Origin of the sequence: Neptunitalea chrysea (assembly GCF_027924145.1) — a bacterium.
In the GTDB taxonomy this organism is placed as follows: Bacteria; Bacteroidota; Bacteroidia; order Flavobacteriales; family Flavobacteriaceae; genus Neptunitalea; species Neptunitalea chrysea.
The window spans coordinates 17,052-39,904 of sequence record NZ_BRVP01000023.1 but is presented as its reverse complement, the minus strand read 5'-3'; the positions used below and the strand labels follow the sequence as shown (position 1 = coordinate 39,904).

Below are 22,853 nucleotides of genomic sequence, written 5' to 3'. Positions count from 1 at the left end.
ATATGAAAATAGTTTTTGCTACCCATAACGAAAACAAAGCAATTGAAATTAGAGCAATGCTCCCTGAAACTATTGAGATATTAACCCTCAATGACATTGGATGTACCGAAGAAATACCGGAAACCGAAGATACTATAGAAGGGAATGCAATTTTAAAAGCGAACTATGTAAAAAACAACTATGGCTATAATTGCTTTGCTGATGATACAGGTTTAGAGGTAGATGCCCTAAACGGTGCTCCGGGTGTATATTCAGCAAGGTATGCCAGTGAAGCAAAAGACGCTAATGCTAATATTAAAAAGCTTTTACAAGAAATGGCTACAGCCACCAATAGAAAAGCGAACTTTAAAACTGTTATTGCTTTAAATTTAGGCAACAGCACCCTAACTTTTGAAGGCATTGTAAACGGAGTTATTACCACAGAAAAACATGGTAACCAAGGTTTTGGTTACGACCCTGTGTTTTTACCAGATGGCTACAAAAACACTTTTGCAGAGATAAGTTTAGATAAAAAAAACAAAATTAGCCATAGAGCTTTAGCGGTTAAAAAGCTAATATCGTATTTAATAGATAATGCATAAATAACGAATACTGCATAAATATTTGATTATCAACAAGGTCTAAAATAAATTTATTTCTTCATAAATTATTCATTACCAATAATTAAATATACCTTTGCAGCCAATTTTTTAATACTTATATGAACAAATTTGAACAATTAGGACTGAACGAACAGCTATTAAATGCCATTACTGATATGGGCTTTGAAACTCCTTCGGAAGTACAGGAGAAAGCTATTCCGGTCCTTTTAGAGCAACATTCAGACATGGTTGCACTAGCACAGACGGGAACGGGGAAAACAGCTGCTTTCGGCTTTCCTTTAATTCAAAAAATAAACCAATTTAGTAAAACCACTCAAGGTCTTATTTTATCACCTACCAGAGAATTATGCTTGCAGATTGCTCAGGAATTAAAAAACTACTCAAAATACATTAACGAACTTAGAGTAGTTGCTATTTACGGGGGTGCAAGCATTACTGAACAAGCTAGAGAAGTACGTAAAGGAGCCCAAATAATTGTGGCTACACCAGGGAGAATGCAGGATATGATTAACCGTAATATGGTTGACATTTCTGAAATTAATGTATGTGTACTTGATGAGGCAGATGAAATGCTTAACATGGGATTCTATGAAGATATTTCTGCTATCTTATCACATACTCCTAAAACCAAAGCAACTTGGTTGTTTTCGGCTACCATGCCAAAAGAAGTAGCTACTATTGCTAAAAAGTTCATGAAAACGCCTCTTGAAATTACAGTAGGTACTAAAAATGCTTCTTCTAAAAACGTACGACATGAGTACTACATGGTAAGCGGAAGAGATCGTTATATTGCACTTAAAAGATTAGCAGATGCAAACCCTGATATTTTTTCAGTAATTTTCTGTCGTACCAAAAGAGACACTCAAAATGTTGCTGAGAAATTAATAGAAGATGGTTATAGCGCAGCAGCATTACACGGAGACTTAAGTCAGAACCAGAGAGATTTGGTTATGAAATCGTTCCGTACCAGACAAATACAAATGCTTGTTGCTACAGATGTTGCTGCACGAGGTATTGATGTAGATGATATAACACACGTAATTAACTACCAATTACCAGATGAAATTGAGACCTATACACACCGTAGTGGTCGTACTGGTAGAGCTGGTAAATCGGGGGTTTCTATGGTTATCATCACCCGTAGCGAAATACGTAAAATAAGTGGTATTGAGCGTATTATTAAAACAAAATTTGAAGCTAAAAAGATTCCAAACTCGGAAGAAATTTGTGAAATTCAATTATACCACTTAGCAAGTAAAATTAAGGATACAGAAATTAATCAAGAGGTAGAAAACTTCTTGCCGGCTATTCAAGACGTTTTAGAAGGTATAGACAGAGAAAACCTTATTAAGAAAATGGTTTCGGTAGAATTTAGTCGCTTTGCTAATTATTATAAAAGCGCAAAAGACTTAAATGCTCATTCTGGTAATGAAAGAAGAGACCGAAATAACAACCATGGTGATATGCCATCAGAAGGTGATGTAAGATACTTCATTAATGTTGGTGAAAAAGATGGATACGACTGGAAAACGCTTAAAGATTTCCTTAAAGAAACGATGAGCCTAGATAGAGATGATATCTTTAAAGTTGACGTTAAAGAAAGTTTCTCATTCTTCAACACAGAGGCTAGTCATACGGAGGCAATCCTTCAAATGTTTAGTGAATTTAAAATGGATGGAAGATTCATTAACGTTGAAATCTCTAAAAACATAGGAAGAAGAGAAGGTGGCGGAAACCGAAGAAGTGATGGTAGACGTGGTGGCGGAGATGGCCGAAGAAACGATAACAGACGCGGTGATGGTAGACGTAGTGAAGGAAGGGGAAATTTTGGAAATAAAAACAAAGGTCGTAGATCTAATAAAAGATAATAAGCTTATCTTGTTAAAGAATATTTAAAAAAAGGGTGTTACCCTTTTTTTTTTTGCAGCTTTTATTACTTTTATTACCTATTGATTTAACAAATGAAATATATCTTTTTAAGCATATTGCTAATGCTCTCATTAGCTTCTTATTCACAGACAGAAAAATCTGCTGATTCATTGGTTATTGGTAACGTGAAAAACGCTGAAGACGATTCTTCTATTGCCAATGTACATGTATTAAACTTAAACACTGTAAAAGGTACCTTAACTAATAGTAAAGGGCATTTTTCGATACGGGCTTCAGTAAATGATACTTTATTTTTCTCTTATTTAGGTTTTAAATCCATTAAGATTAAAGTAACCAATGACATGCTTAACATACCGGGCACCGTTATTGAGCTAACCGAATTAGCCTTTGCTTTAGAAGATGTTGTTGTACAGCCGTACAACTTAACAGGATACCTTGAAATAGATGCTAAAAATGCTCCTGTAAATGACAACCAAAGATATAGTATCTCAGGACTAGATTTAGGCTACGAAGGCGGTAAAAGTAACCGAGGGGCTGTAAGCAAGGTACTGGGTGCTATTTTTAATCCGGCCGATTTCTTATACAATATGTTTGGTAAAAGACCAAAACAAATGCGTAAGCTACGTCAGATGAAAGAAGACGAATCTATAAGAAGCATGCTCGCTACTAAGTTTAATAGAGAAACGCTTATTGTTTTATTACAGATAAATGAAAATGAACTGGAGGATATTTTAACACATTGTAATTATTCTAAAACATTTATTAAAACAGCTAACGACCTTCAGATACTAGATGCTATTAGCGGTTGTTATGAAGAATATAGAATTTTAAATAGCAAGAATTAATTTACCTTTATCCGATAATTTACTTATTTTTTATATAACTTTAAAATCTAGCTTCGGCTAGATTTTTTTTTAACTCATACCACAACCTATGGCTTTTGAAAACTCTAAAGAAAAAGTAAATACCGCTCCTTTCGTATGGGAATCTGCAAATGTATATTTCTTAATAACAGATAGATTTTGCAATGGAGAAACTGACAATGATGTGAATTTTGAAAGGAATGTGCCTACCGGAAATTTAAGAGGTTTTATGGGAGGTGACTTAAAGGGAATTACACGTAAAATAAGAGAAGGCTATTTTACAAATTTGGGTATTAATGCCATTTGGTTTACGCCTATTGTAGAACAAATTCATGGTTGTGTAGATGAAGGAGATGGCAACACGTATGGGTATCATGGATACTGGGCAAAAGATTGGAGCCAGATTGACCCTAATTTTGGAACACTGGACGACTTAAAAGAATTGGTAGCTGTAGCACATGATCATGGGATTAGACTTTTAATGGATATTGTGATAAACCATACCGGCCCCATTACAGAAAACGATCCTGTTTGGCCTGATGAATGGGTACGTACTGGGCGTGTTTGTAATTATAGCAACTACGAAAACACCACAGACTGCATGCTTGTTGCTAATTTACCTGACGTTAAAACTGAAAGCAACGAAGATGTTGAGCTACCTCAAACGTTAATAGACAAATGGACAACTGAAGGAAGATTGGAGCAAGAAGTTAAAGAACTTGATGATTTTTTTGAACGAACCAAGTATCCAAGGTCACCCAAGCATCATATTGTAAAATGGCTTACAGATTATGTTAGAGAATGTGGTATAGATGGATTTAGAGTGGATACGGTGAAACATGTTGAAGAAGATGTTTGGAGTATTCTAAGAACAGAAGCCGATTATGCTTTTGATCTTTGGAAAAAAGAGAATACTGAAAAGGCACTAGACGATACTAATTTCTTTATAGTTGGTGAAGTTTATGGCTATGGAGTAATGAATGGACAATGGTATGACTTTGGCGATAAAAAGGTAAACTACTTTGAACACGGTTTTAATGCCTTAATAAACTTTAATTTTAAGAATGATGCACGTGGTAGCTATGAAGACGTATTTAGTAAAACCAATTATCATTTACAAAATGAGCTGAAAGACTATAGCACCATGAATTATGCTACCTCGCATGACGATAGTGATCCGTTCGACAGAAACAGAGAACGACCTTTCAACGCTGCAACCAAATTACTTTTATCTCCTGGTATTTCGCAAATCTATTACGGAGATGAAACTGCAAGACCACTTTGGGTAGATGGTGTAAAAGGAGATGCTAACCTACGCTCTTTTATGAATTGGGGTGATATTACAGGCAACCCGTTAATTAAAAACTTATTTAGACATTATAGCAGATTAGGACAGTTTAGAATTAAACACCCTGCTGTAGGCGCCGGTGAACATAAAATGATTAGTAAATACCCGTATGTTTTTAGTAGACATTATGAAAAAGGAGCTTACTCAGATACCGTACTTATAGCTATTGATGTACCTGAAGGTGAAAAAACGCTCTATGTGGGTGATACTTTTAGAGATGACACGTTATTACTAGAATTTTACAGCCATATCCCAGTAGTTGTAAAAAATAAAAAAACACGCTTTAGAACACCTTTTTCGGTAGTTCTGTTAGCAAAAGAATCACCAGAAAATATTTAGTTTTCTGGTTTTTCTAAAATATCCTTTAGATTCTGCAACCCCTCTTCAAAGTCTTTACCTACAGCCTTATCCATATTCATAAATAGCATAAAAATGCTAAACGGAAACGGGTTTTTTCCTGCAAACCCCCAAGTTACCTTAGCCCCAATCGCTACTTCCTCTACTCGTAAGTAAGCATCAGACTCCGATTTCCAAGGCTTAAAAAAACGTAGTTTACTTTGCACAAAAGAGCCTTCTACAAAATTAGTAAGCTCTTGTTCACCAGCCCCAACATCTTTATTTCCTTCCCAGGCACTTATAAATCCAATTTCTCCATCAGTACCGGTAAAGGTTTTTTTCATGTTTGGATCTTTTTTATTCCAAGGCGACCATGAATCTTGGTTTTTTAAATATTTTAAAAAATTATAAACCTCAGCAGCAGGTCTTTCTACAATAACACTTCTACTTACATTATAGGTTTTTGGCGCTACAAACGCAAGAAACAAAACCAACGTCACCAATATTAATAGGATATAAATAAGGGTCATCATTTATTACAATTTTATGTAAACCTTTTAAATATAGTAAAGATTTAGAATTAGTACGCTATATTTTTTTAAATAATTAAATAATAATCCCTATTTTTAGAAAAATCAATTATATTATTAAGCTTACTAATTACTGGTAATTAACCAACAACTATTGTGTCTATGAAGCTAAACATGTTCACTTTACTTTTTTTTTGTTTTAGCACAATTTCAGGTTTGTTTGCTCAAGAAGAAAACACAAAGCAAAAAGATACGTTATCCTTATTTTTAAATTATGTTGAAAAATTAAGCAATGCTTTTGATGAAAACGATCAGGATTTTTTTATCAATAGCTTTAGCAAAAAAACTATTGATAGTATTATCCCTGATAATACTGACCAAAAATATGTAGACGTATACCGAAAAGCTGTTAAAACCGGTCTAAAAACCTTTGTAGCGAAGTTATACATGGATATGGGAAATGGTAGCTACTATGACTTTATAAATTATTCGAGAACCGAAGAAGAAAATTCTTATCACGCAATGTTTCGTTTGTATAATGAAGATACCGGCATTAACTATCACCAATATCGTATTTCCCTTAAAGACTCCACGTTTATTATCAATGATATTTTTACATTACTTGACGGTGATTTTTTAAGTGAATCTTTAAAAACCACCTTAAATAACTCTTATAAAAGAGATAGTGATAAAGATGCTGATTTGTATAAAAAATTTCTTGTTTTAAAAAATATGGGGCTTGATAGTAAAGCCTATAGTGTGGCTAAAAAAATTAAAGACACTACATTTCTAAATAAAATATTTTTGATTTTAAAAGCACAAGCAGCCTCAGAAGTAAGCACCAACGAGTATATTAAATGCTTAAAGGATATTCTTAAAAAATATCCCTCGGATCCTAGTCTTACACTACTTTCTATAGATTATTATTATTTAAGCAACGACTTTAACAATCTATTTAGAGCCCTAGAACATTTAGAACGCTATACAAATGATGATTTTATAAAATATATGGTAGGTAACTATGCTTATGAAATAGAAGACTTTCATTTAGCCCAAGAGTCCTACGAGTACATTGTTAAAAACTACCCCACGTTTTTATCTGCAGAATTAATGCTATTACACACTTACAATAAACTAAACAGCAACAAAGAAGCTATCAAGGTTTTAGACAACTTACTACAAAACGGCTATACTAAAAAACAATTAATAAATTTCGTAAAAACAGATATTAATGATTTTTACAAAACTAAAGATTTTAAAAGTTGGAAGCGACATCATTAATTAAATTGATGAAATTATTACGAGCCAGAATGAACTAGTATCAGTATTAAACTACTTCGTGGCAAGTACACGAAGCAGTTAATCTCAATTATTGAGTAAAAAAGAAACTATTGTAAAAGTGTTTAGGATGGTCATTTTATTATGCTAGCAACAACAAGCAATCTCATCATACTACTAAAACAGTAACTTTATGAAAAAAAGTTGCCAGAACATATGAAGAAAGCTTTTTTGCAATATATATGAGCACAACATTGGGGTGGATTAAAAAAATGAAAAAAATGAAAATTATTGTTTTAACAGGTGCTGGTATTAGTGCGGAAAGTGGATTAAAAACTTTTAGAGACGCCGATGGACTATGGGAAGGACATGACATTATGGAAGTCGCTTCTCCAGAAGGTTTTACTAAAAATCCTGCATTGGTACTTGATTTTTACAACCAAAGAAGAAGACAACTATTAGAAGTTACACCTAATGAAGCACATACTCAAATAGCCAAGTTAGAAACCAAAAACGAGGTGGTTATTATTACTCAAAACGTAGATGATTTACATGAGCGTGCAGGAAGCAGTAACGTATTACACCTACATGGTGAATTACTTAAAGTAAGAAGTACTCAAAATGAGTACAATATAAAATACTGGGATAAAGACATTGTACTTGGAGACACCTGTGAAGACGGACATCAATTACGCCCGCATATCGTATGGTTTGGGGAAGCTGTACCCATGTTTGAAAAGGCAGTTTTAGAAATTTCAAATGCCGATGCTGTTATTATTGTTGGCACCTCTATGCAAGTATATCCTGCTGCAGGCTTGGTGCATTATGCTCCTAAAAATACCCCTATTTATTTTGTAGACCCAAAACCAAATATAAGCCAATCATTTATAGATAACTTAACCATCTATGCTGAAAAAGCATCTACAGGCGTTAAAAAAGTAGTAGACGTTCTACTCGATAATCAAGATTAGACATTTTTAAATTTACTAGATACCTTAAAGCAACTTATTGCAAACTGTTCTTAGCCTCAATCCATTTACTCATGTACATTGTACTGCGCATAGTATGGTGGGCTAGCATACTTCCTGTAAAATTCTCTAATCGGTGAGCTGAAAGTTCTTTTCCTAATGTTTCTATACTACTTAAAAACTCGTCTGCGAATAGATGGTAATCAAATCTTTTTCGAAGTACTTCTTCACCATGTTGCACACTATCATTCCAAATACCTTCATTTAAATATAGAGATGTTGCCTTTTCTACAAATTTATTTACATCATCGGCTATAAAACCATTAGGCGGTAATGCTGCAAATATTCCTTCTGAAGCAATGCTTGTCATTACACAAGGAGTTCTATACTGCATCGCATCCATTAACTTTCCTTTTAATCCGGCTCCGAACCTTAAAGAAGCCAAACAAACTCTTGCGTTTTGCATTACCTCTCCAGCGTCTTCCGCAAAGCCTTTTATATAAAAACGCTCCGCTTTATTAGTTAACTGAGTAACCTTTTGACTTTCGTAAGATCCATAAATATATAAAGACGCATTGGGTACTTGTTTTCGTAAAAGCGGCCAAATATGTTTTTTTAAATACAATACAGCATCATAGTTGGGTTCATGTAGAAAGCTTCCAATAGTTACAAAATCTTTTCTATCAGAATACATTGGTAAAGCCTGCATTTGCTTTTTATCAACAAAAACTAAAAAAGGTAAGTAATACAATAACATCGCAGGAACTTTAAATGTGTCTTGCAAAAGCTCCATTTCATATTCTGAAATTATTAAGGTAATATCGCATCTATAAATAGAGGCTATTTCTCTTTTTGCTACGTCATTAAACAAATGTTTTTTAGAAAACACCTCATTTGTTTTCAGCGCCTCTCCCCTACCTTTCCGTAAACAATGTAGATCTTCGGTATCTAAAATCCGTATCGCACTAGGTACTATTTCAGCAACTCGCCAACCATATTGTTCTTCCATCATAAACCGATCAAAAACTACAATATCAGGTTGTAACTCCTTTATAAAGGCATCAAAACTGCTATTATTAAGTTCTACAGTAGTAGTTTTAATATGGAGCTCTTCAAGATTAACGGCATTTTCGGTTTTCACACAACTACTAACAAAAGTAATTGAAAAACCACCCTTTTGAAAAACCGACAATAATTGTAGCATCCTACTACCGGCAGCAGAACTTTTAGGTTCGGGCCATACACTACCTATTACAAGTACTTTTTTTTGCATTAATACTATTGAACCGGTTCATTATAAAGTTTGGTCATACTTAAACTTGTATCAATCCAATCTATTATTGTTTTAATCTCATCATTCGTCATAGCTGCCTCTTCATGCATGTTTATATAAGAAGTTAAAGGCATATGACGTTCTTCTACCTCTTCTCTTATTTCCTCTAAAATATGCTCTTTTTGACGTTGATTATAGGTGCCCCATCTTGAAAAATCTAAATGTTTTTTCCCATCATTTACATGATTTGCTAAAATATAGGATACAGGTGCCACACTACCATACCAAGGGTAATTGGTATTATTTGAATGACAATCATAGCAGGACGTTTTAAGTATAGTGGCTACCTCAGATGGAGGTGTATTCATCACTATAAAATCGGTTCTAGGTATTTCATTAGATGTATTTTTAGCTGGTTGAATAAATTGCATTACAATAAACACTACAACAATTCCAATTAGTATCTTTTTTCCCATGATTTCTGTTTTGATTGCTAAAATTATGAAAACCTTTCAAATTAAATCCTTAAGAAATAATTAAAAAAAGTGTTTAAGTTTACAAAAGCCCTTTGTAATTTTAGCCTAATGAATTTACAGGAACAATTAGAACAAGTTACAGCAGCAAGAGTAAGTAGATACAATAATGCATTGTATATTCTTAAGCACCCCGAGCTTTTTGAGGAGCTATCAATCCTATGTTTTTCATCCGATAAAAAAATGGCTACTAAAGCCAGCTGGGTTTTTGAATTTGTATGTAAAGAAAAAATAGCGCTTTTAGAGCCGTATTGCGATTATTATATTGAGCATTTGCCCAGGGTAACACACGATAGTATAAAACGTCCTTTAAGTCGTATTTTGTTGGTATTACTAGAGAAATTAAAAAAAGATAATAGCATTACAAAGTACTTAAATAAATCGCAAGAGCAACAAATAATAGAAATGAGTTTTGATTGGTTAATTGGAGATGAGAAAGTAGCTATTAAGTGCTATTGCATGCGTATTCTATTCTTACTTGGTAAAAACTACGATTGGGTACATCCCGAGCTTAAATTAATATTAGAACAAAATATTGCTGCACACAGCCCTGCATATAAGGCTGCAGCCAAAGACATACTTAAAAAAATGCACCTATGAGCTACAAAATTGTAAAAGAAGAAAATGTTTACAAAGACTATTTAAAAATTAGAAAAGCCAGTATAGAACGATCATCTTACAATAAAGATACAGTAACATTTACTAGAGAGACATTAGCTCATGGTGATGCTATAGCTATTTTAATTTATGAAAAAGACTCTAACTCTTTTCTTCTTACGAAACAATTTAGATACCCTACTTCCATTAACGGAGATTCTTGGATGACTGAAATACCGGCAGGCATGGTAGATAAAGGCGAAAAACCAGAAGATACTGCTAAAAGAGAAACCATGGAAGAATTAGGATATGAAATTAAAGAAGTAACCCAAATAGGTACTTATTACTCTTCTCCAGGAAGTTCTACCGAAAGAGTTTATATGTACTTTGCAGAGGTGACATCCAATGATAAAATTGCCACAGGAGGTGGCCTTGATACAGAACATGAAGATATTGAGCTTATAAAAGTTCCTGTTAGTGAAGCGAAAGAATTTATGAGAACCGTCAATGATTTTAAAACGATGATAGGCTTTCAGTGGTATTTCCTAAACAAAGAAGTATAATCCCTTTTATATTAGTATAGATAAAGTATCTTTGCACCTTTAAAAAACTAAACACCATGTCATTACAAGCTATTTCTCCTATAGATGGGCGTTATTACAGTAAAACCAAAGCCTTAAGTGCTTATTTTTCAGAAGAAGCTCTAATCAAGTACCGAGTACAGGTAGAAATTGAGTATTTCATTGCTTTATGTGAAATACCTTTACCGCAATTGGCTGATGTTCCTACCACATTATTCGACTCATTACGCAAAATATATCTAGATTTTTCTAGTGCAGACGCAGAAGCTGTTAAAGAGATAGAAAGTGTAACCAACCACGACGTTAAAGCGGTTGAATATTTTATTAAAAAAGAATTTGACAAATTAGGTCTTCAAGCCTATAAAGAATTTATACATTTTGGTTTAACATCTCAGGATATAAATAACACAGCTATTCCATTATCTGTAATGGAGGCTTTTGAAACAGTTTATATCCCAGAACTTAAAAGTGTTACCAATAAATTAGAAGAATTGGCTTCTGATTGGAAAGAAATTCCTATGCTCGCTAAAACCCATGGGCAACCAGCTTCCCCTACTCGTTTAGGAAAAGAAATTGAGGTTTTTATAAAGCGTATTGAAGAACAATATAACTTTTTGATGCAAATACCTTTTGCAGCAAAATTTGGTGGTGCTACGGGTAATTACAATGCGCATAAAGTAGCCTATCCTGCAATTGACTGGAAAGCCTTTGGTTCTGAATTTGTAGAAAAGAAATTAGGTTTATACCACTCATTCCCTACAACCCAAATAGAACATTATGATCATATTGCTGCTTTATTTGATGCCTTAAAAAGAATAAACACAATTCTCATTGACTTAGATAGAGATATCTGGACATATGTATCTATGGATTACTTTAAGCAAAAAATTAAAGCAGGAGAAGTTGGTTCTTCGGCTATGCCGCATAAAGTAAATCCGATTGATTTTGAAAACTCGGAAGGGAACTTAGGAATTGCAAATGCCATTTTTGAATTCTTAGCAGGTAAATTACCAATATCAAGATTGCAACGCGACTTAACAGATAGTACTGTTTTAAGAAATGTTGGTGTTCCATTTGGTCATACACTTATCGGCTTACAATCTACCTTAAAAGGTTTAAATAAATTACTACTAAACGAAGCTAAATTAGCTGAAGATTTAGAAAAAAATTGGGCAGTAGTAGCCGAAGCTATTCAAACCATTTTAAGACGTGAAGCGTATCCTAATCCATACGAAGCACTTAAAGGGTTAACTCGTACTAATGAAAAAATCACTCAAAAATCAATTGCTGATTTTATCGACACATTAGAGGTTAGCGATGCTATTAAGGCTGAATTAAAAGCTATTACCCCTTTAAACTACACAGGTATTTAAAATAAAGAATATTATACATAATAAAAATGGCTACCTAAACCAGTAGCCATTTTTTGTATCATTCCTAAAGATATGTATCTCCATTTTAGTACTTGATGCATTCTTTTAGTAAACTATTTCGACACAAGTCTCGGAGCATTTAAACTCAATTATTGAGTAAATAGTGTATACAAGAAAAAGTTACACTTTCTAAACATAAGATACATACATAAACAAAAAATGCCCTGTTAAAACCGGGCATTCTATAGTTAATCAATTTGTTTCTTAAAAATCGAACTTATAGCTAGCTCCAAGTACCACCTGGAATCCTTGTACTTTATAATTAGCCCAACGCTGATAATCGTTATTAGCTATATTATTAAGTTTTGCAAAAGCAGATAGCTTATCGGTAAACTTATACCCCAAATTAAAGTTGATATCAAAATAGCTATCAAGGGTTACTTCTTCAACTGTCAAATCTGTAGAAGAAACATACCTACTTAATAAATCTTTACGCTCACCTACAAAGTAAACAGAAGCACCACCAAACCATTTATCGCCTATAGTAAAATCTGAAAACAAGGTTCCTTTAATAGAAGGTAAATTGTACGCCTCATCTAAATTTTCTGGTGAATAATTAAAATATGCTGCATTTGCACCAATAGAAAACTTATTAGAAACCTCAACATTTACCTCTCCACTCACAGCTATGGTATTTAATTTATCATAGGTTACTCCAAAAGAGTTACCATACATATACCCTTCAATATCAGAAAAAGTTTCCATATTGGTATTAGAAGTAAAGAACGCATAGTCGTCTGTACTATTAAAAGATCCTTTTAAATCATAACTAACTGTTGGTAAAAACTTTCCTTTTAAACCAGCGTAAATATCAAACTGCTGACTAGAAGGAGTTATTAGCAATGTAGGAGAAACAAAAGGATTATCTGCAACAAAATCATGATATGTATTTTGTATTAGCTTACCCTCTGCACCTGCATATGCAGTTACAAACTCATCTAATATTCTATAGCTTGCTTTTACATTAGGATACACATAAAACTTGCTTTCGCTATTTTCAGTATCCATCATATAAGCTAAAGTAGCCCCTGCTTCAATAGCTATATCCTCATTAACCATTAAATTAATACTTGGGTTTATACCAAACTGCACATTTGCATATTTAAGCTCTTCTTCTGTTAAATAATTTCTATCATATTTCCCAGATAAATAATTGATAGACACATTTGTTGTAATAACTTCATCTCTAAACGGAAACACAAATGATGGTTTTAATACTACATTAGTTTCCCCTGACGATAAACCATCGCTAAAATTCCTTATAAGTACATCTCCACCTTTTACATACCCTTCATTAAACGCTACATTACCTCCCAACTCAAAATCAAGATAGGATTGTTTTTCATCAATCGCTGCTATTTGATCATCTGTAAATAATTCATTATTTATACCATACCAATTATATAGTTGATGCTGAGCAGCAAAATTAGCTCCCCAACTCATATACTTATCTCTTTTATAATAAACAGCATTTAACTTGGTATTAAAAAATTTATCATCAAGCTCTACATCATTAATACCACCTTGAGATGAATGATGATTAAACCCAATATCTAACGTTTCGTTTCTACTTAATGCTCTACTGGTATAAAAGTCAGCCAATACATTTATATAATTCCCTAAACCTAAAGAAGCGTATGAATTATATAGTTTCTCAGGTGTTGTTTTTTCTATACCACTAGCCTTCCCTTTTGCAGGTGTAAAAGTAGACGCCACCGGAACCGAGAAAATAGTATACTGAATAATTTTCTTCGCATTTGTAACCGAATCATCTAATGAAGGATTCCCCTTAATTTTAAATGCATCAGATACCGAAGGGTCATATGCTTGTACTACATGGACCGTTTGCGTACCTAAAACAGAATCTTTTTCTTTTTCCTGTACTTTATCCTTGTCTTGTGCCAGTACACTGGTAACAGACAAAATAGTTATTGCTATACTATATATAATGTGCTTTCGCATACGTTTAAATCTTATATTATTTTTTATTTACCTTGTTCTGTGTTAGTTGGCTGTTCTTTTACTTCTACTGAAGCATTTGTCTTAGCCTCCTCAGTTTTTATTTGAGATAATAACACTTGCGCTTCAGAAACTATATTCGGATACGCCTCATACTTTTCTATAACATGATTTAGCATGTAAGTAGCATTAAAAGAATCTTTCTCTGCATAATAATTCTTAGCTTCAACAATAAGAACTTTACCGGTAAACTCTTTATATCCACCATAGTTTTTAGCAAAATTTTTAAATGCCTCATGAGATGCTACATAATCTCCTTCTTTATTTTTAAAGTATACATCATAATAATTAGCTTCGGCGGCTAAAGCTCCCGTAGCAATTTTTTGTACATCTGCATACGCTTGTTTTGCTCTTGCTTCATCTCCTGTTTTCATCGCAGAGCGTGCAATCATTATCTTGGCATCACTTGTAATACGATCGTCAATCTTAGGATTAGCTAACACTTTTTCTGCATACGCAATTGTAGCCTCATAATCGTTTAGCTCGTAATATGCCTTCATTAAATTAGATTGTGCATAACTAACATTTTGTGGATAATCTGCCTCTGTTTCTAAACGTTTAAGTACCGGTATAGCAGCGTCATAATTTTTATTTTCAAGATAAATAGAAGACAATCTGCTTAGTGCTTGTTCCGTAAACTCATTTCGTTCCATTCCTATTACAGCTTCATAATGTGGTTTAGCTCCTACTTTATCGTCTTTACCATATAACAATTGTGCTAAATAAAAATGTGCATTCGTTACATGAAGTCCATTAGGGAATTTATTCAAATACTCTTCAAAGCCTTTAATTGCTTTTTCATTCTTATTTTGTACAAACTGAGTTTCGGCGTACTCATACGTAGCATTATCAAGATCAGCATTAGTTACCTGAATAAAATCATATTGTTGCACCCACGCTGCATAGGCGTCAATTTGTCCTTGTTCACTATATAATTGCTTAATAGTACCTGCAGCCTCTATAGACTCTTGCGTCTTAGGAAAATCTGAAACTACTTTTTTAAGTTTTATCATTGCCAACTCATTCTGATTAGAATTGTATAATGCCAATCCCTCTCTCAATAAAGCTTTAGGTGCGTATGAACTATTTTTATGTTCGGTTACTAGTTTATCATACGCCTTAATTCCTTTCTGATTTTTCCCTTGTTCTATATAAACTTTACCTAATTCAAAAAGGGCATCATCTGTATAAGCTGAATTTTTAAAAGTGGCAACAAATTTTTCAAGGTCTTCAATCTTGCGTTCACTTCTATCTACAAAACCATAACTAATTGCTTTCTGAAAAGCAGCATAATCAGCATCTACTCCGTTTAAGGTAATCGCTTTATTATAGGTTTCCATGGCAGGCCAGTACTTTCTGGTTACAAAGTAACTATCTCCCAATCTTAAATAGGCATCATTTAAATAATGATTATCTGAAGTACTATTTATAAATTTCTGATAGTAGTTTATCGCTTGATCATATTTCTTTTGCTTAAAATATGTATACGCTATATTGTAATCTATATTGGCGTTCTCTCTTAAACCAGCAGTATTATACGTTTCAAACCGTTTAAATCCTATAAGAGCATCTTCGTAATTACTTAACAAATAATTACACTCTGCTTTCCAATAGGTAGCACGGGCATTATATACCGCATTCTGAGGTTGTTTTAGCGATTTATCAAAGTAAGCCATTGCATTCTTATAATCTCCTTCATTAAAAATTTCAACTCCTCTATAAAACGCTACTTTTTGGTAGGTTTCCTTACTACTATAATTTCTATTTTTTTCTAATAACTGAAGTGCTGCATCATAATTTTTAGAGGTTATATAAGAATCTACCAATAAAGATTCTATTTCTTCTTTATGTCCGGCATCAGGGTATGTATCTAAATATGATAACAAAACTGCAGGAACACTCTCGTATGGATTCCCTACATCATAACTAAGTTTAGCATAGTTAAACATTGCATCTTGACGAATTTCATCATCAAACTCCATTTGATATGCATTTCTAAATGCATTTAAAGCCTGCAATTTTTTATCGGTACTTAAATAACATTGTGCTAAATGATAATAAGCATTTTGAGCAACTTTATTTTTACCATCAACAATTTTATTAAACTGCCCAATAGCACTTTCATAGTCTTGCTTCTGGTAATACGCATACCCTAACATATAATAATCGGTATTATTCCATTTACCCTTTTTTCCTTTATAAGCAGATAAATGTGGTATTGCCTCTTCATATCGCTTAAGATTAAACAAACTCTCGCCGGCTATCTTATGTAATTCAGAAACCTCTTCTCTGTCTCTTGTTTTTTCTAATTGCTCTAAGGCCTGTTTTAATGCCAATTCAAACTTACCAAGCTTAAAATTCATATCAGCTTTGTAATAAGCAAGTTTTTCATCTAATTGTTTACTACCTTCAATCTGGTTAAAAACATCCATTGCCTGATTGTAGTCATCTCCCTCATAGGCCATATAACCAATGTAATATTTTGCCTGAGAGCCATAGGTTTCAGAATCAGAAACTTTCTCAAAAAACCCTCTTGCTTTATCGTACCTTTTAGCAGTAAAAAATGCATATCCTGAATAGAAGTAGTAACGTTCTTTCTCTGCATAACTCAAATTAGAAACATCTACTTTTTCGTACCATTTTAACGCATAAGCATATTTTCCCTGTTCAAAATAATAATCTGCAACATCTTTATATGCCGAATTTCTTTTAGTAGACATCGGATATTGAGTTACAAAATCCTCCATAAGAGCATCTGCTCCCAATTGATTTAAGCGAACAGCACAATTAGCTATGTAATACGTACAATTGGCTTCTACCTCATTATTATCGGTAGTCTTTTTAACTTGTTGAAAAATACTTTGAGCGGCTTGGTATTGCTTGTTATTATACAAATACACCGCATCTCTATATTCCTTAAGGTCATTGACATACACAGCAGATTGTTGTGCATTAACAAAACAAGGCATTACAGAACCGCATAAAAGCAGAAAAATGACACAATATTTATTCATTTAAAATGTATTTTTGATAGGATTCGTACAAAGATAAATATATCCATATGCATAGAACGAAATAAAGTTGTAATAATTATGTTAATACTTCCCTAAAAAAAATTGATTTTTTAACATGATTTATACAATATGTCATAATTACTTACGTTCATCTTTTAATTAATTAACTAAGTTAGTACCTTTACAGAATATTATATCCATTACTCCAACCTTAAGCATGAGTGAATTGATTGTAGAACTCAACAATGTTTCCATTTTCCAAAAGGAAAGTCTTGTACTTTCTGATATTAATTTAGCAATTAATAAAGGCGAATTTGTCTATTTAATTGGTAAAACTGGAAGTGGAAAAAGTAGTTTCATGAAAACTTTATACGGTGACCTTCCCCTCACACAAGGTTCCGGCTCAATAGTTGGTTTCGATTTAAGAACCCTTAAGGAAAAAGAAATACCTTTTCTTAGAAGAAAGATTGGTATCGTTTTCCAGGATTTCAAACTGCTCCCCGATCGAACCATTCAAGATAACTTATTTTTCGTATTAAAAGCTACCGGTTGGAAAGACAAAAACGAAATTTCTAAACGTATTGATGAAGTTTTAGAAAAAGTAGATATGAAAACTAAAGGTTTTAAATTTCCACATCAAATTTCAGGTGGTGAACAACAAAGGGTGGCTATTGCAAGAGCTTTATTAAACGACCCTGAGTTAATACTTGCCGATGAACCAACAGGAAATTTAGATCCTCAAACAAGTGTAGAAGTTATGAAAGTTTTACGAGATATTAATGCCAATGGACAAAGCATACTTATGGCTACACATGATTATGCCTTATTACTTAAGTATCCGTCTAAAACCCTTAAATGTGACGGAAGCAAGGTTTTTGAAGTAGTTCAAAAAAGTGCATAATAACTCTAAAACTATCAGATTAACTAAATCAAAAAGCAATGATTTTAGCCAACCAACAGACTGTAATACAAAAAGGTGGAGCAAGAGAATCTAAAGTAATTCCTCTTAAAATAACAGAACCTTTTGTAAGCATTTCAATTTTAATACCTATATATAACCACAATGCATATGATTTAATTAAAACATTGCATCAATATCATTTAGATGAGCGCATTGATGTAGAAATTATATGCTGTGAGGATGGTTCTTCTATGTACCTTGATAAAAACAAACGAATAGAAGATATTCCTAATTGTATCTATTACAAATCTAAAAAGAATAAAGGACGTTCTCAGACCATAAACTACATGGCTCAAAAAGCCAGTAAAGATTACCTGCTTATTCTTGACTGTGATGTATTGCCAAAAAATGTAAGCTTTTTCCAGAGATACTTGAACTCCATTCAAGAAGGTAACGAAGTTATTTTTGGTGGCTGGGAGTATATGCCAACCATTACAAAAGACCAGAATCTTCGTTGGTTATTCGGTATTTATCGTGAAGCATTTACACTTGAACAACGTTTAAAAGATCCGTACGCTACTACGTTTACCTCAAATATTTTAATCAAGAAAAGCATTTTCAATTATATTCAATTTGAATCTTCTTTAACACAATATGGCTACGAAGATTACCTATTTATAAGAAACTTAAAACAAAAAGGAATTAAAATCCACCATATTTCAAACGAGATCTATCATTTAAACGAAGATTACTCTGTAGACTATTTAGATAAGACTAAAAGGGCTATGAAAAACTTAGTTTACTTGCATAAATCTGACTTTATGGATATTAAAGAGAGTAGATTGGGTAACGTGTATGCTAAACTAAGGCTTTTAAAAGTAAGTTTTTTAATGGACATTTTTCATTCCATGTTTAAAAATTCTATGGAAAAGAACCTTACTTCTAAGAAACCATCTCTATTTATTTTTGATATTTATAAAACAAGTTATTTTTGTTATCAGATGAATAAGTCTAACAAACTAAACAAAGGTTAGGCATAAAGTTGTTTTTTAATGCAGCAGCAGCCATTATTTTCCATTATTATCCCCCTATATAATAAAGAGAAATATATTCTTAAAACATTGCAATCTGTTTTGCAACAAGATTATACTAATTTTGAGATTGTTTTAGTTAATGACTGCTGTACAGACAACAGTTTGCAACAAGTTGCTACAGTTAACGACGATCGTATTGTACTAATACACCACCCCCATAACAAAGGACTTGCAGCGAGCAGAAATACAGGTATTACAAATGCTAAAGGTGCCATTATTTGCCTATTAGATGCAGATGATTTGTACGAACCTAATTTTCTTTCTACCATCTATAACTTACAAGCTTCATTTCCTGAAGCCGATTTTTACGGAACTGACTATTACGAACAGTATTCTTTTGGTAAATTACGAACCAATAAAACGGTTGATACTACTAAGGAAAACACCTCTTTTTTAGTTGAAGATTTTTTCAAATACAATTTAGGTCAACCTATAATTTGCCAAAGTAGTTTAACCTTTAAAAAATCTGTTTTAGATACTACTGAAGATTTATTTGATACCAATATAAATTATGCAGAAGATGTTGATTTTTATATAAAGGCCTTTTCTACATATAAATTAGCCTATTGCTTTAAACCATTAGCTACCTACCGAAACGATATCCCCAATCAAATGGTATATTCTAAAATAAGTGGTAAAAATTATCCTGATTTTAGTAGCTACGATAAGTATTCTAAAGACAACACTTCTCTGCAAAAATATCTAGACTTTCAACGGTATAGTTTTGCCTCTAACTTACGCCTTGAAGGAAACAAACATGAAGCTAATAAACTAATAGCACAAATTAACTTCAGTAACATAAATTCTAAACAACGCCTATTAGTAAGAAGCCCGTTATTTGTAGTAAAAATGATAAAAGCTACAAAACGCTTTTTAATGAAACAGAATATAAAAGTAAGTACGTATTAATAGGCCTTATAACTTTTAAAATCATGAAAGTCTCTAATATAATCTTCTTCTTTATATACATCAGAAGCCAATACCAAACATACAGATCCTGAAGAGAAATCTTCTAACTCTCTCCATATAGCATTAGGTATTAACAAGCCTTTATTAGGTTTATTAAGAGTTATCCTAATCTCATTTACCCCATCGTTTAAGAGCACATCAAAACTACCACTTAACGCTATTAGGCATTGATATAAATTTTTATGCGCATGCCCTCCTCTAACAGCTCCACTAGGCACATCATATAAATAATAAACCCTTTTTATATCATAAGGTAAGACGTCGTTTTCTATAACAGAAATATTCCCTCTATGATCAATTATTTTTGGTATATCTATAAACTTTAAATCGTCTATTGTTGTTTTCATTTATTGTAAAATTTCAAGCCACTTTTGTAGTACTACTTCTTTAGAAAAAGCACTTAAAGTTATATCTGTATTTGCTTTACATTTAAGGTATAAATTAGTGTCTTCTACCATTAAATCTATAGCATTCCTGAGTTCGTCAAAATCCTGATTTTGAACTAACAATCCGTTTTCTTTATCAATAATCATTTCCGAAGGTCCCGATACACAATCAAAAGAAACTACCGGAGTCCCTAATGATAAAGATTCCAGAATAACATTAGGAAACCCTTCTAACGCACTACTCAAGACTAAAAAACGAGCACGCTTTACATAACCTTCAATCTGTTCTTTACGTCCCAAAAGCAGCACCTTCTCTTTTAAGTTTAAGTCAGCTATTTGCTGCTGTAAGCTCTCGTAGTCTTCACCTTCTCCTAAAACCACCAAGGCAATTTCTTTTTCAGGTAATTTACTATCTGCATATATGTCAAGAAGCTTGTCAAATTGTTTTATGTTGTTTCGTAAGCTACCAACGGCTAGTATATACTCTTCAGGAACATCACTTGGTCTATCAAAGGTAGTATTTTGAGACTTTTTAAAAAAATTGGGGATATAAGAAACATTAGAAAAGCCCAAGGTTGTTTTTAAAGCACCTTCTATACTTTTAGATACAGCTACTACATTACTCTTACTATAGACTTTCTTAAAAAAGCTTCCTTTAGGTATATGCCAATCTACCTTAGCGCTATTAATACGGTAAATCATCACATAGTTTCTAAATATAAATTGATACAACAAAAACTCTCGTACCAAATTATTTCGCATCCTAAAGTCTATAATACAATCCGGCGTTTGTTTTTTAAGAATACTACTTAATCTAGCCCCCTTTGCTATATTGCGAATAACTTTATTACCCCCCCTTTTTTTTCCTAAATTAATGAGTGTTCCCTTATAATTATAATTAACCTCATCTAATAAAGAGATTATTATAACCTGAAAACCTAAGTTGTAAAATTCAATAGAAAGATTTGCAGCGGTTCTTTCTGCTCCACCTGTAGCCAAACAATCTACCAATAAACATATTCTATTATTTATATTTTGCTGCATTAGGCGAAACAATTATCTTCACACAAATATACAGTTATCTTATGAAGATTTTACTTCTTGGGGAGTATAGTGGTTTTTTTAATTCGTTAAAAGAAGGATTAACAACTATAGGTCATGATGTTATTTTAGCTGGTAGAAAAGATGGTTTTAAAAATTATTCGGTTGACATATCTTTTGAACCTGAATTTTCTTCCAAAGGTTTTCCATTTCTATTAAGAAAAGCTATCCACAAATTTACTAAAATAGACATGGGCGTTTGGGAGGTTTTTTATTTATTCAAAAAAGCATCTAATCGTCTTAAGAATTTTGATGTCGTTTTTTTAATTAACGAACAACCACTAACCAAACATTATTATACCGAGAAGCGTATATTAGACTTTATTTTTAAACATAATAAAAATGTGTTTCTTTCCGCCTGCGGAGATGATTATACGTATATAAACTATCTTTTAAAAAATGACCTATCACATCATGTATTAAGTGCATATCTTAAAAATCCGAAAGCGTTAAAAACTAATTACAGTCACTCTTTACTCTATACAACTAAGAACTCTAAAAAATTGCATGAATTTGTGATACAACATGTAAAAGGAATCATCCCCGGAGATTATGATTATGTAATGGCGTATGAGGGACTTCCTAAAGTTGAACTTTTAATTCCATTTCCTGTAAGATTACAATTGTTTGATTATACACCTCCAATAATAGATAACAAGATTATTATTTTTCATGGTATCAATAAATTGAATATTCACAAAAAAGGGAATAACTACTTTATAAAGGCATTAGAACTCATTGCTAAAAAGTATAAAGACAAGGTAGAAATTATAACTGCTGTAAGCTTACCCTATAACGAGTATATTACCAAATACAACAGTTGTCATATTTTATTAGATCAGGCGAATGCCTATGATCAAGGATACAATGCTTTAGAAGCCATGGCTAAGGGTAAAGTTGTTTTTACAGGAGCTTCTAAGCAATGGCAAGATCACTATAAATTACAAGAAGACACCATTGCTGTGCATGCTGTCCCAAATGAAGAACTAATGGCTAAAAAACTATCCTTTCTTATTGAGAACCCTGATAAAATTCTAGAGATATCAAAAAACGCACGTGCGTTTATTGAGCAAGAACATGACTGTGTTAAAGTCGCAGAGAAGTATATAAACACCTGGGAAAATAGTAATTAAGCAA

The 22,853-nt window shown here is 32.7% G+C and carries 20 protein-coding genes; 13 read left to right on the top strand and 7 right to left on the bottom strand.

All coding sequences use genetic code 11. The features are described from left to right. Positions 1-2: 2 nt before the first annotated feature. The 4 genes from NBRC110019_RS14210 to NBRC110019_RS14195 all read left to right on the top strand — a co-directional run bounded on the left by NBRC110019_RS14210 (position 3) and on the right by NBRC110019_RS14195 (position 5,042). The gene (locus tag NBRC110019_RS14210) at positions 3-581 is read left to right on the top strand and encodes a non-canonical purine NTP diphosphatase (RefSeq protein WP_281755951.1); all 579 of its coding nucleotides are present in this window, start codon (positions 3-5) and stop codon (positions 579-581) included. Between the two features lie 119 nt (positions 582-700). Continuing rightward, on the top strand, positions 701-2,470 hold the full coding sequence (locus NBRC110019_RS14205; protein WP_281755949.1) for a DEAD/DEAH box helicase: 1,770 nt from the start codon (positions 701-703) through the stop codon (positions 2,468-2,470). Positions 2,471-2,563: 93 nt separating this feature from the next. After that, complete coding sequence (locus NBRC110019_RS14200) at positions 2,564-3,337, top strand: carboxypeptidase-like regulatory domain-containing protein (protein WP_281755947.1); 774 nt, start codon at positions 2,564-2,566, stop codon at positions 3,335-3,337. A gap of 88 nt (positions 3,338-3,425) precedes the next feature. After that, a complete protein-coding gene (locus NBRC110019_RS14195; protein WP_281755945.1) occupies positions 3,426-5,042 on the top strand; it encodes an alpha-amylase family glycosyl hydrolase in 1,617 nt (538 codons plus the stop codon). Here NBRC110019_RS14195 and NBRC110019_RS14190 read toward each other — a convergent pair. Then, positions 5,039-5,572, bottom strand: coding sequence for an SRPBCC family protein (locus NBRC110019_RS14190; protein WP_281755943.1), 534 nt, complete (start codon positions 5,570-5,572; stop codon positions 5,039-5,041). The two genes, NBRC110019_RS14195 and NBRC110019_RS14190, sit on opposite strands and share 4 nt — an antisense overlap. Before the next feature lie 159 nt (positions 5,573-5,731). Between NBRC110019_RS14190 and NBRC110019_RS14185 the strand changes: the two genes are divergently transcribed. Beyond that, positions 5,732-6,850 carry a tetratricopeptide repeat protein gene (locus NBRC110019_RS14185; RefSeq protein WP_281755941.1) on the top strand — a complete coding sequence of 373 codons (1,119 nt, stop codon included), beginning with the start codon at positions 5,732-5,734 and terminating at the stop codon, positions 6,848-6,850. A gap of 269 nt (positions 6,851-7,119) precedes the next feature. Further along, the gene (locus NBRC110019_RS14180) at positions 7,120-7,818 is read left to right on the top strand and encodes an SIR2 family NAD-dependent protein deacylase (RefSeq protein ID WP_373877004.1); all 699 of its coding nucleotides are present in this window, start codon (positions 7,120-7,122) and stop codon (positions 7,816-7,818) included. Between the two features lie 34 nt (positions 7,819-7,852). Here NBRC110019_RS14180 and NBRC110019_RS14175 read toward each other — a convergent pair whose 3' ends face one another. Then, a complete protein-coding gene (locus NBRC110019_RS14175) occupies positions 7,853-9,088 on the bottom strand; it encodes a glycosyltransferase (RefSeq protein ID WP_281755936.1) in 1,236 nt (411 codons plus the stop codon). Between the two features lie 5 nt (positions 9,089-9,093). Then, on the bottom strand, positions 9,094-9,564 hold the full coding sequence (locus tag NBRC110019_RS14170) for a heme-binding domain-containing protein (RefSeq protein WP_281755934.1): 471 nt from the start codon (positions 9,562-9,564) through the stop codon (positions 9,094-9,096). 108 nt (positions 9,565-9,672) lie between these two features. Here NBRC110019_RS14170 and NBRC110019_RS14165 point away from each other — a divergent pair, with 108 nt between their 5' ends. The 3 genes from NBRC110019_RS14165 to purB are packed head-to-tail and all read left to right on the top strand — an operon-like array spanning position 9,673 to position 12,172. Continuing rightward, on the top strand, positions 9,673-10,221 hold the full coding sequence (locus tag NBRC110019_RS14165) for a HEAT-like fold family protein (RefSeq protein WP_281755932.1): 549 nt from the start codon (positions 9,673-9,675) through the stop codon (positions 10,219-10,221). Beyond that, a complete protein-coding gene (locus NBRC110019_RS14160; protein ID WP_281755930.1) occupies positions 10,218-10,781 on the top strand; it encodes an NUDIX domain-containing protein in 564 nt (187 codons plus the stop codon). Before NBRC110019_RS14165 ends, NBRC110019_RS14160 begins: the two co-directional genes overlap by 4 nt. 56 nt (positions 10,782-10,837) lie before the next feature. After that, the gene (gene purB, locus NBRC110019_RS14155; RefSeq protein ID WP_281755927.1) at positions 10,838-12,172 is read left to right on the top strand and encodes an adenylosuccinate lyase; all 1,335 of its coding nucleotides are present in this window, start codon (positions 10,838-10,840) and stop codon (positions 12,170-12,172) included. Between the two features lie 264 nt (positions 12,173-12,436). Here the strand turns inward: purB and NBRC110019_RS14150 are convergent, their stop codons facing one another. Beyond that, positions 12,437-14,194 carry a TonB-dependent receptor gene (locus NBRC110019_RS14150; RefSeq protein WP_281755925.1) on the bottom strand — a complete coding sequence of 586 codons (1,758 nt, stop codon included), beginning with the start codon at positions 14,192-14,194 and terminating at the stop codon, positions 12,437-12,439. Between the two features lie 23 nt (positions 14,195-14,217). Continuing rightward, a complete protein-coding gene (locus NBRC110019_RS14145) occupies positions 14,218-17,265 on the bottom strand; it encodes a tetratricopeptide repeat protein (RefSeq protein ID WP_281755923.1) in 3,048 nt (1,015 codons plus the stop codon). A gap of 217 nt (positions 17,266-17,482) precedes the next feature. Between NBRC110019_RS14145 and NBRC110019_RS14140 the strand changes: the two genes are divergently transcribed. From NBRC110019_RS14140 to NBRC110019_RS14130, 3 genes are read left to right on the top strand one after another with little or no spacing between them, the layout of a single operon-like run. Further along, the gene (locus NBRC110019_RS14140) at positions 17,483-18,166 is read left to right on the top strand and encodes a cell division ATP-binding protein FtsE (protein WP_281755921.1); all 684 of its coding nucleotides are present in this window, start codon (positions 17,483-17,485) and stop codon (positions 18,164-18,166) included. 38 nt (positions 18,167-18,204) lie between these two features. Further along, positions 18,205-19,200 carry a glycosyltransferase family 2 protein gene (locus tag NBRC110019_RS14135; RefSeq protein WP_281755919.1) on the top strand — a complete coding sequence of 332 codons (996 nt, stop codon included), beginning with the start codon at positions 18,205-18,207 and terminating at the stop codon, positions 19,198-19,200. 18 nt (positions 19,201-19,218) lie between these two features. Then, the gene (locus NBRC110019_RS14130) at positions 19,219-20,169 is read left to right on the top strand and encodes a glycosyltransferase family 2 protein (RefSeq protein WP_281755917.1); all 951 of its coding nucleotides are present in this window, start codon (positions 19,219-19,221) and stop codon (positions 20,167-20,169) included. Here the strand turns inward: NBRC110019_RS14130 and NBRC110019_RS14125 are convergent. After that, on the bottom strand, positions 20,166-20,576 hold the full coding sequence (locus NBRC110019_RS14125) for a sugar 3,4-ketoisomerase (protein WP_281755915.1): 411 nt from the start codon (positions 20,574-20,576) through the stop codon (positions 20,166-20,168). The genes NBRC110019_RS14130 and NBRC110019_RS14125 overlap by 4 nt on opposite strands. Continuing rightward, positions 20,577-21,659 carry a glycosyltransferase gene (locus NBRC110019_RS14120; RefSeq protein WP_281755913.1) on the bottom strand — a complete coding sequence of 361 codons (1,083 nt, stop codon included), beginning with the start codon at positions 21,657-21,659 and terminating at the stop codon, positions 20,577-20,579. 41 nt (positions 21,660-21,700) lie between these two features. Here NBRC110019_RS14120 and NBRC110019_RS14115 point away from each other — a divergent pair, with 41 nt between their 5' ends. Beyond that, entirely contained in the window at positions 21,701-22,849 is a 1,149-nt protein-coding gene (locus NBRC110019_RS14115) for a glycosyltransferase (RefSeq protein WP_281755911.1), read from the top strand. The last annotated feature ends 4 nt before the right edge of the window (positions 22,850-22,853 follow it).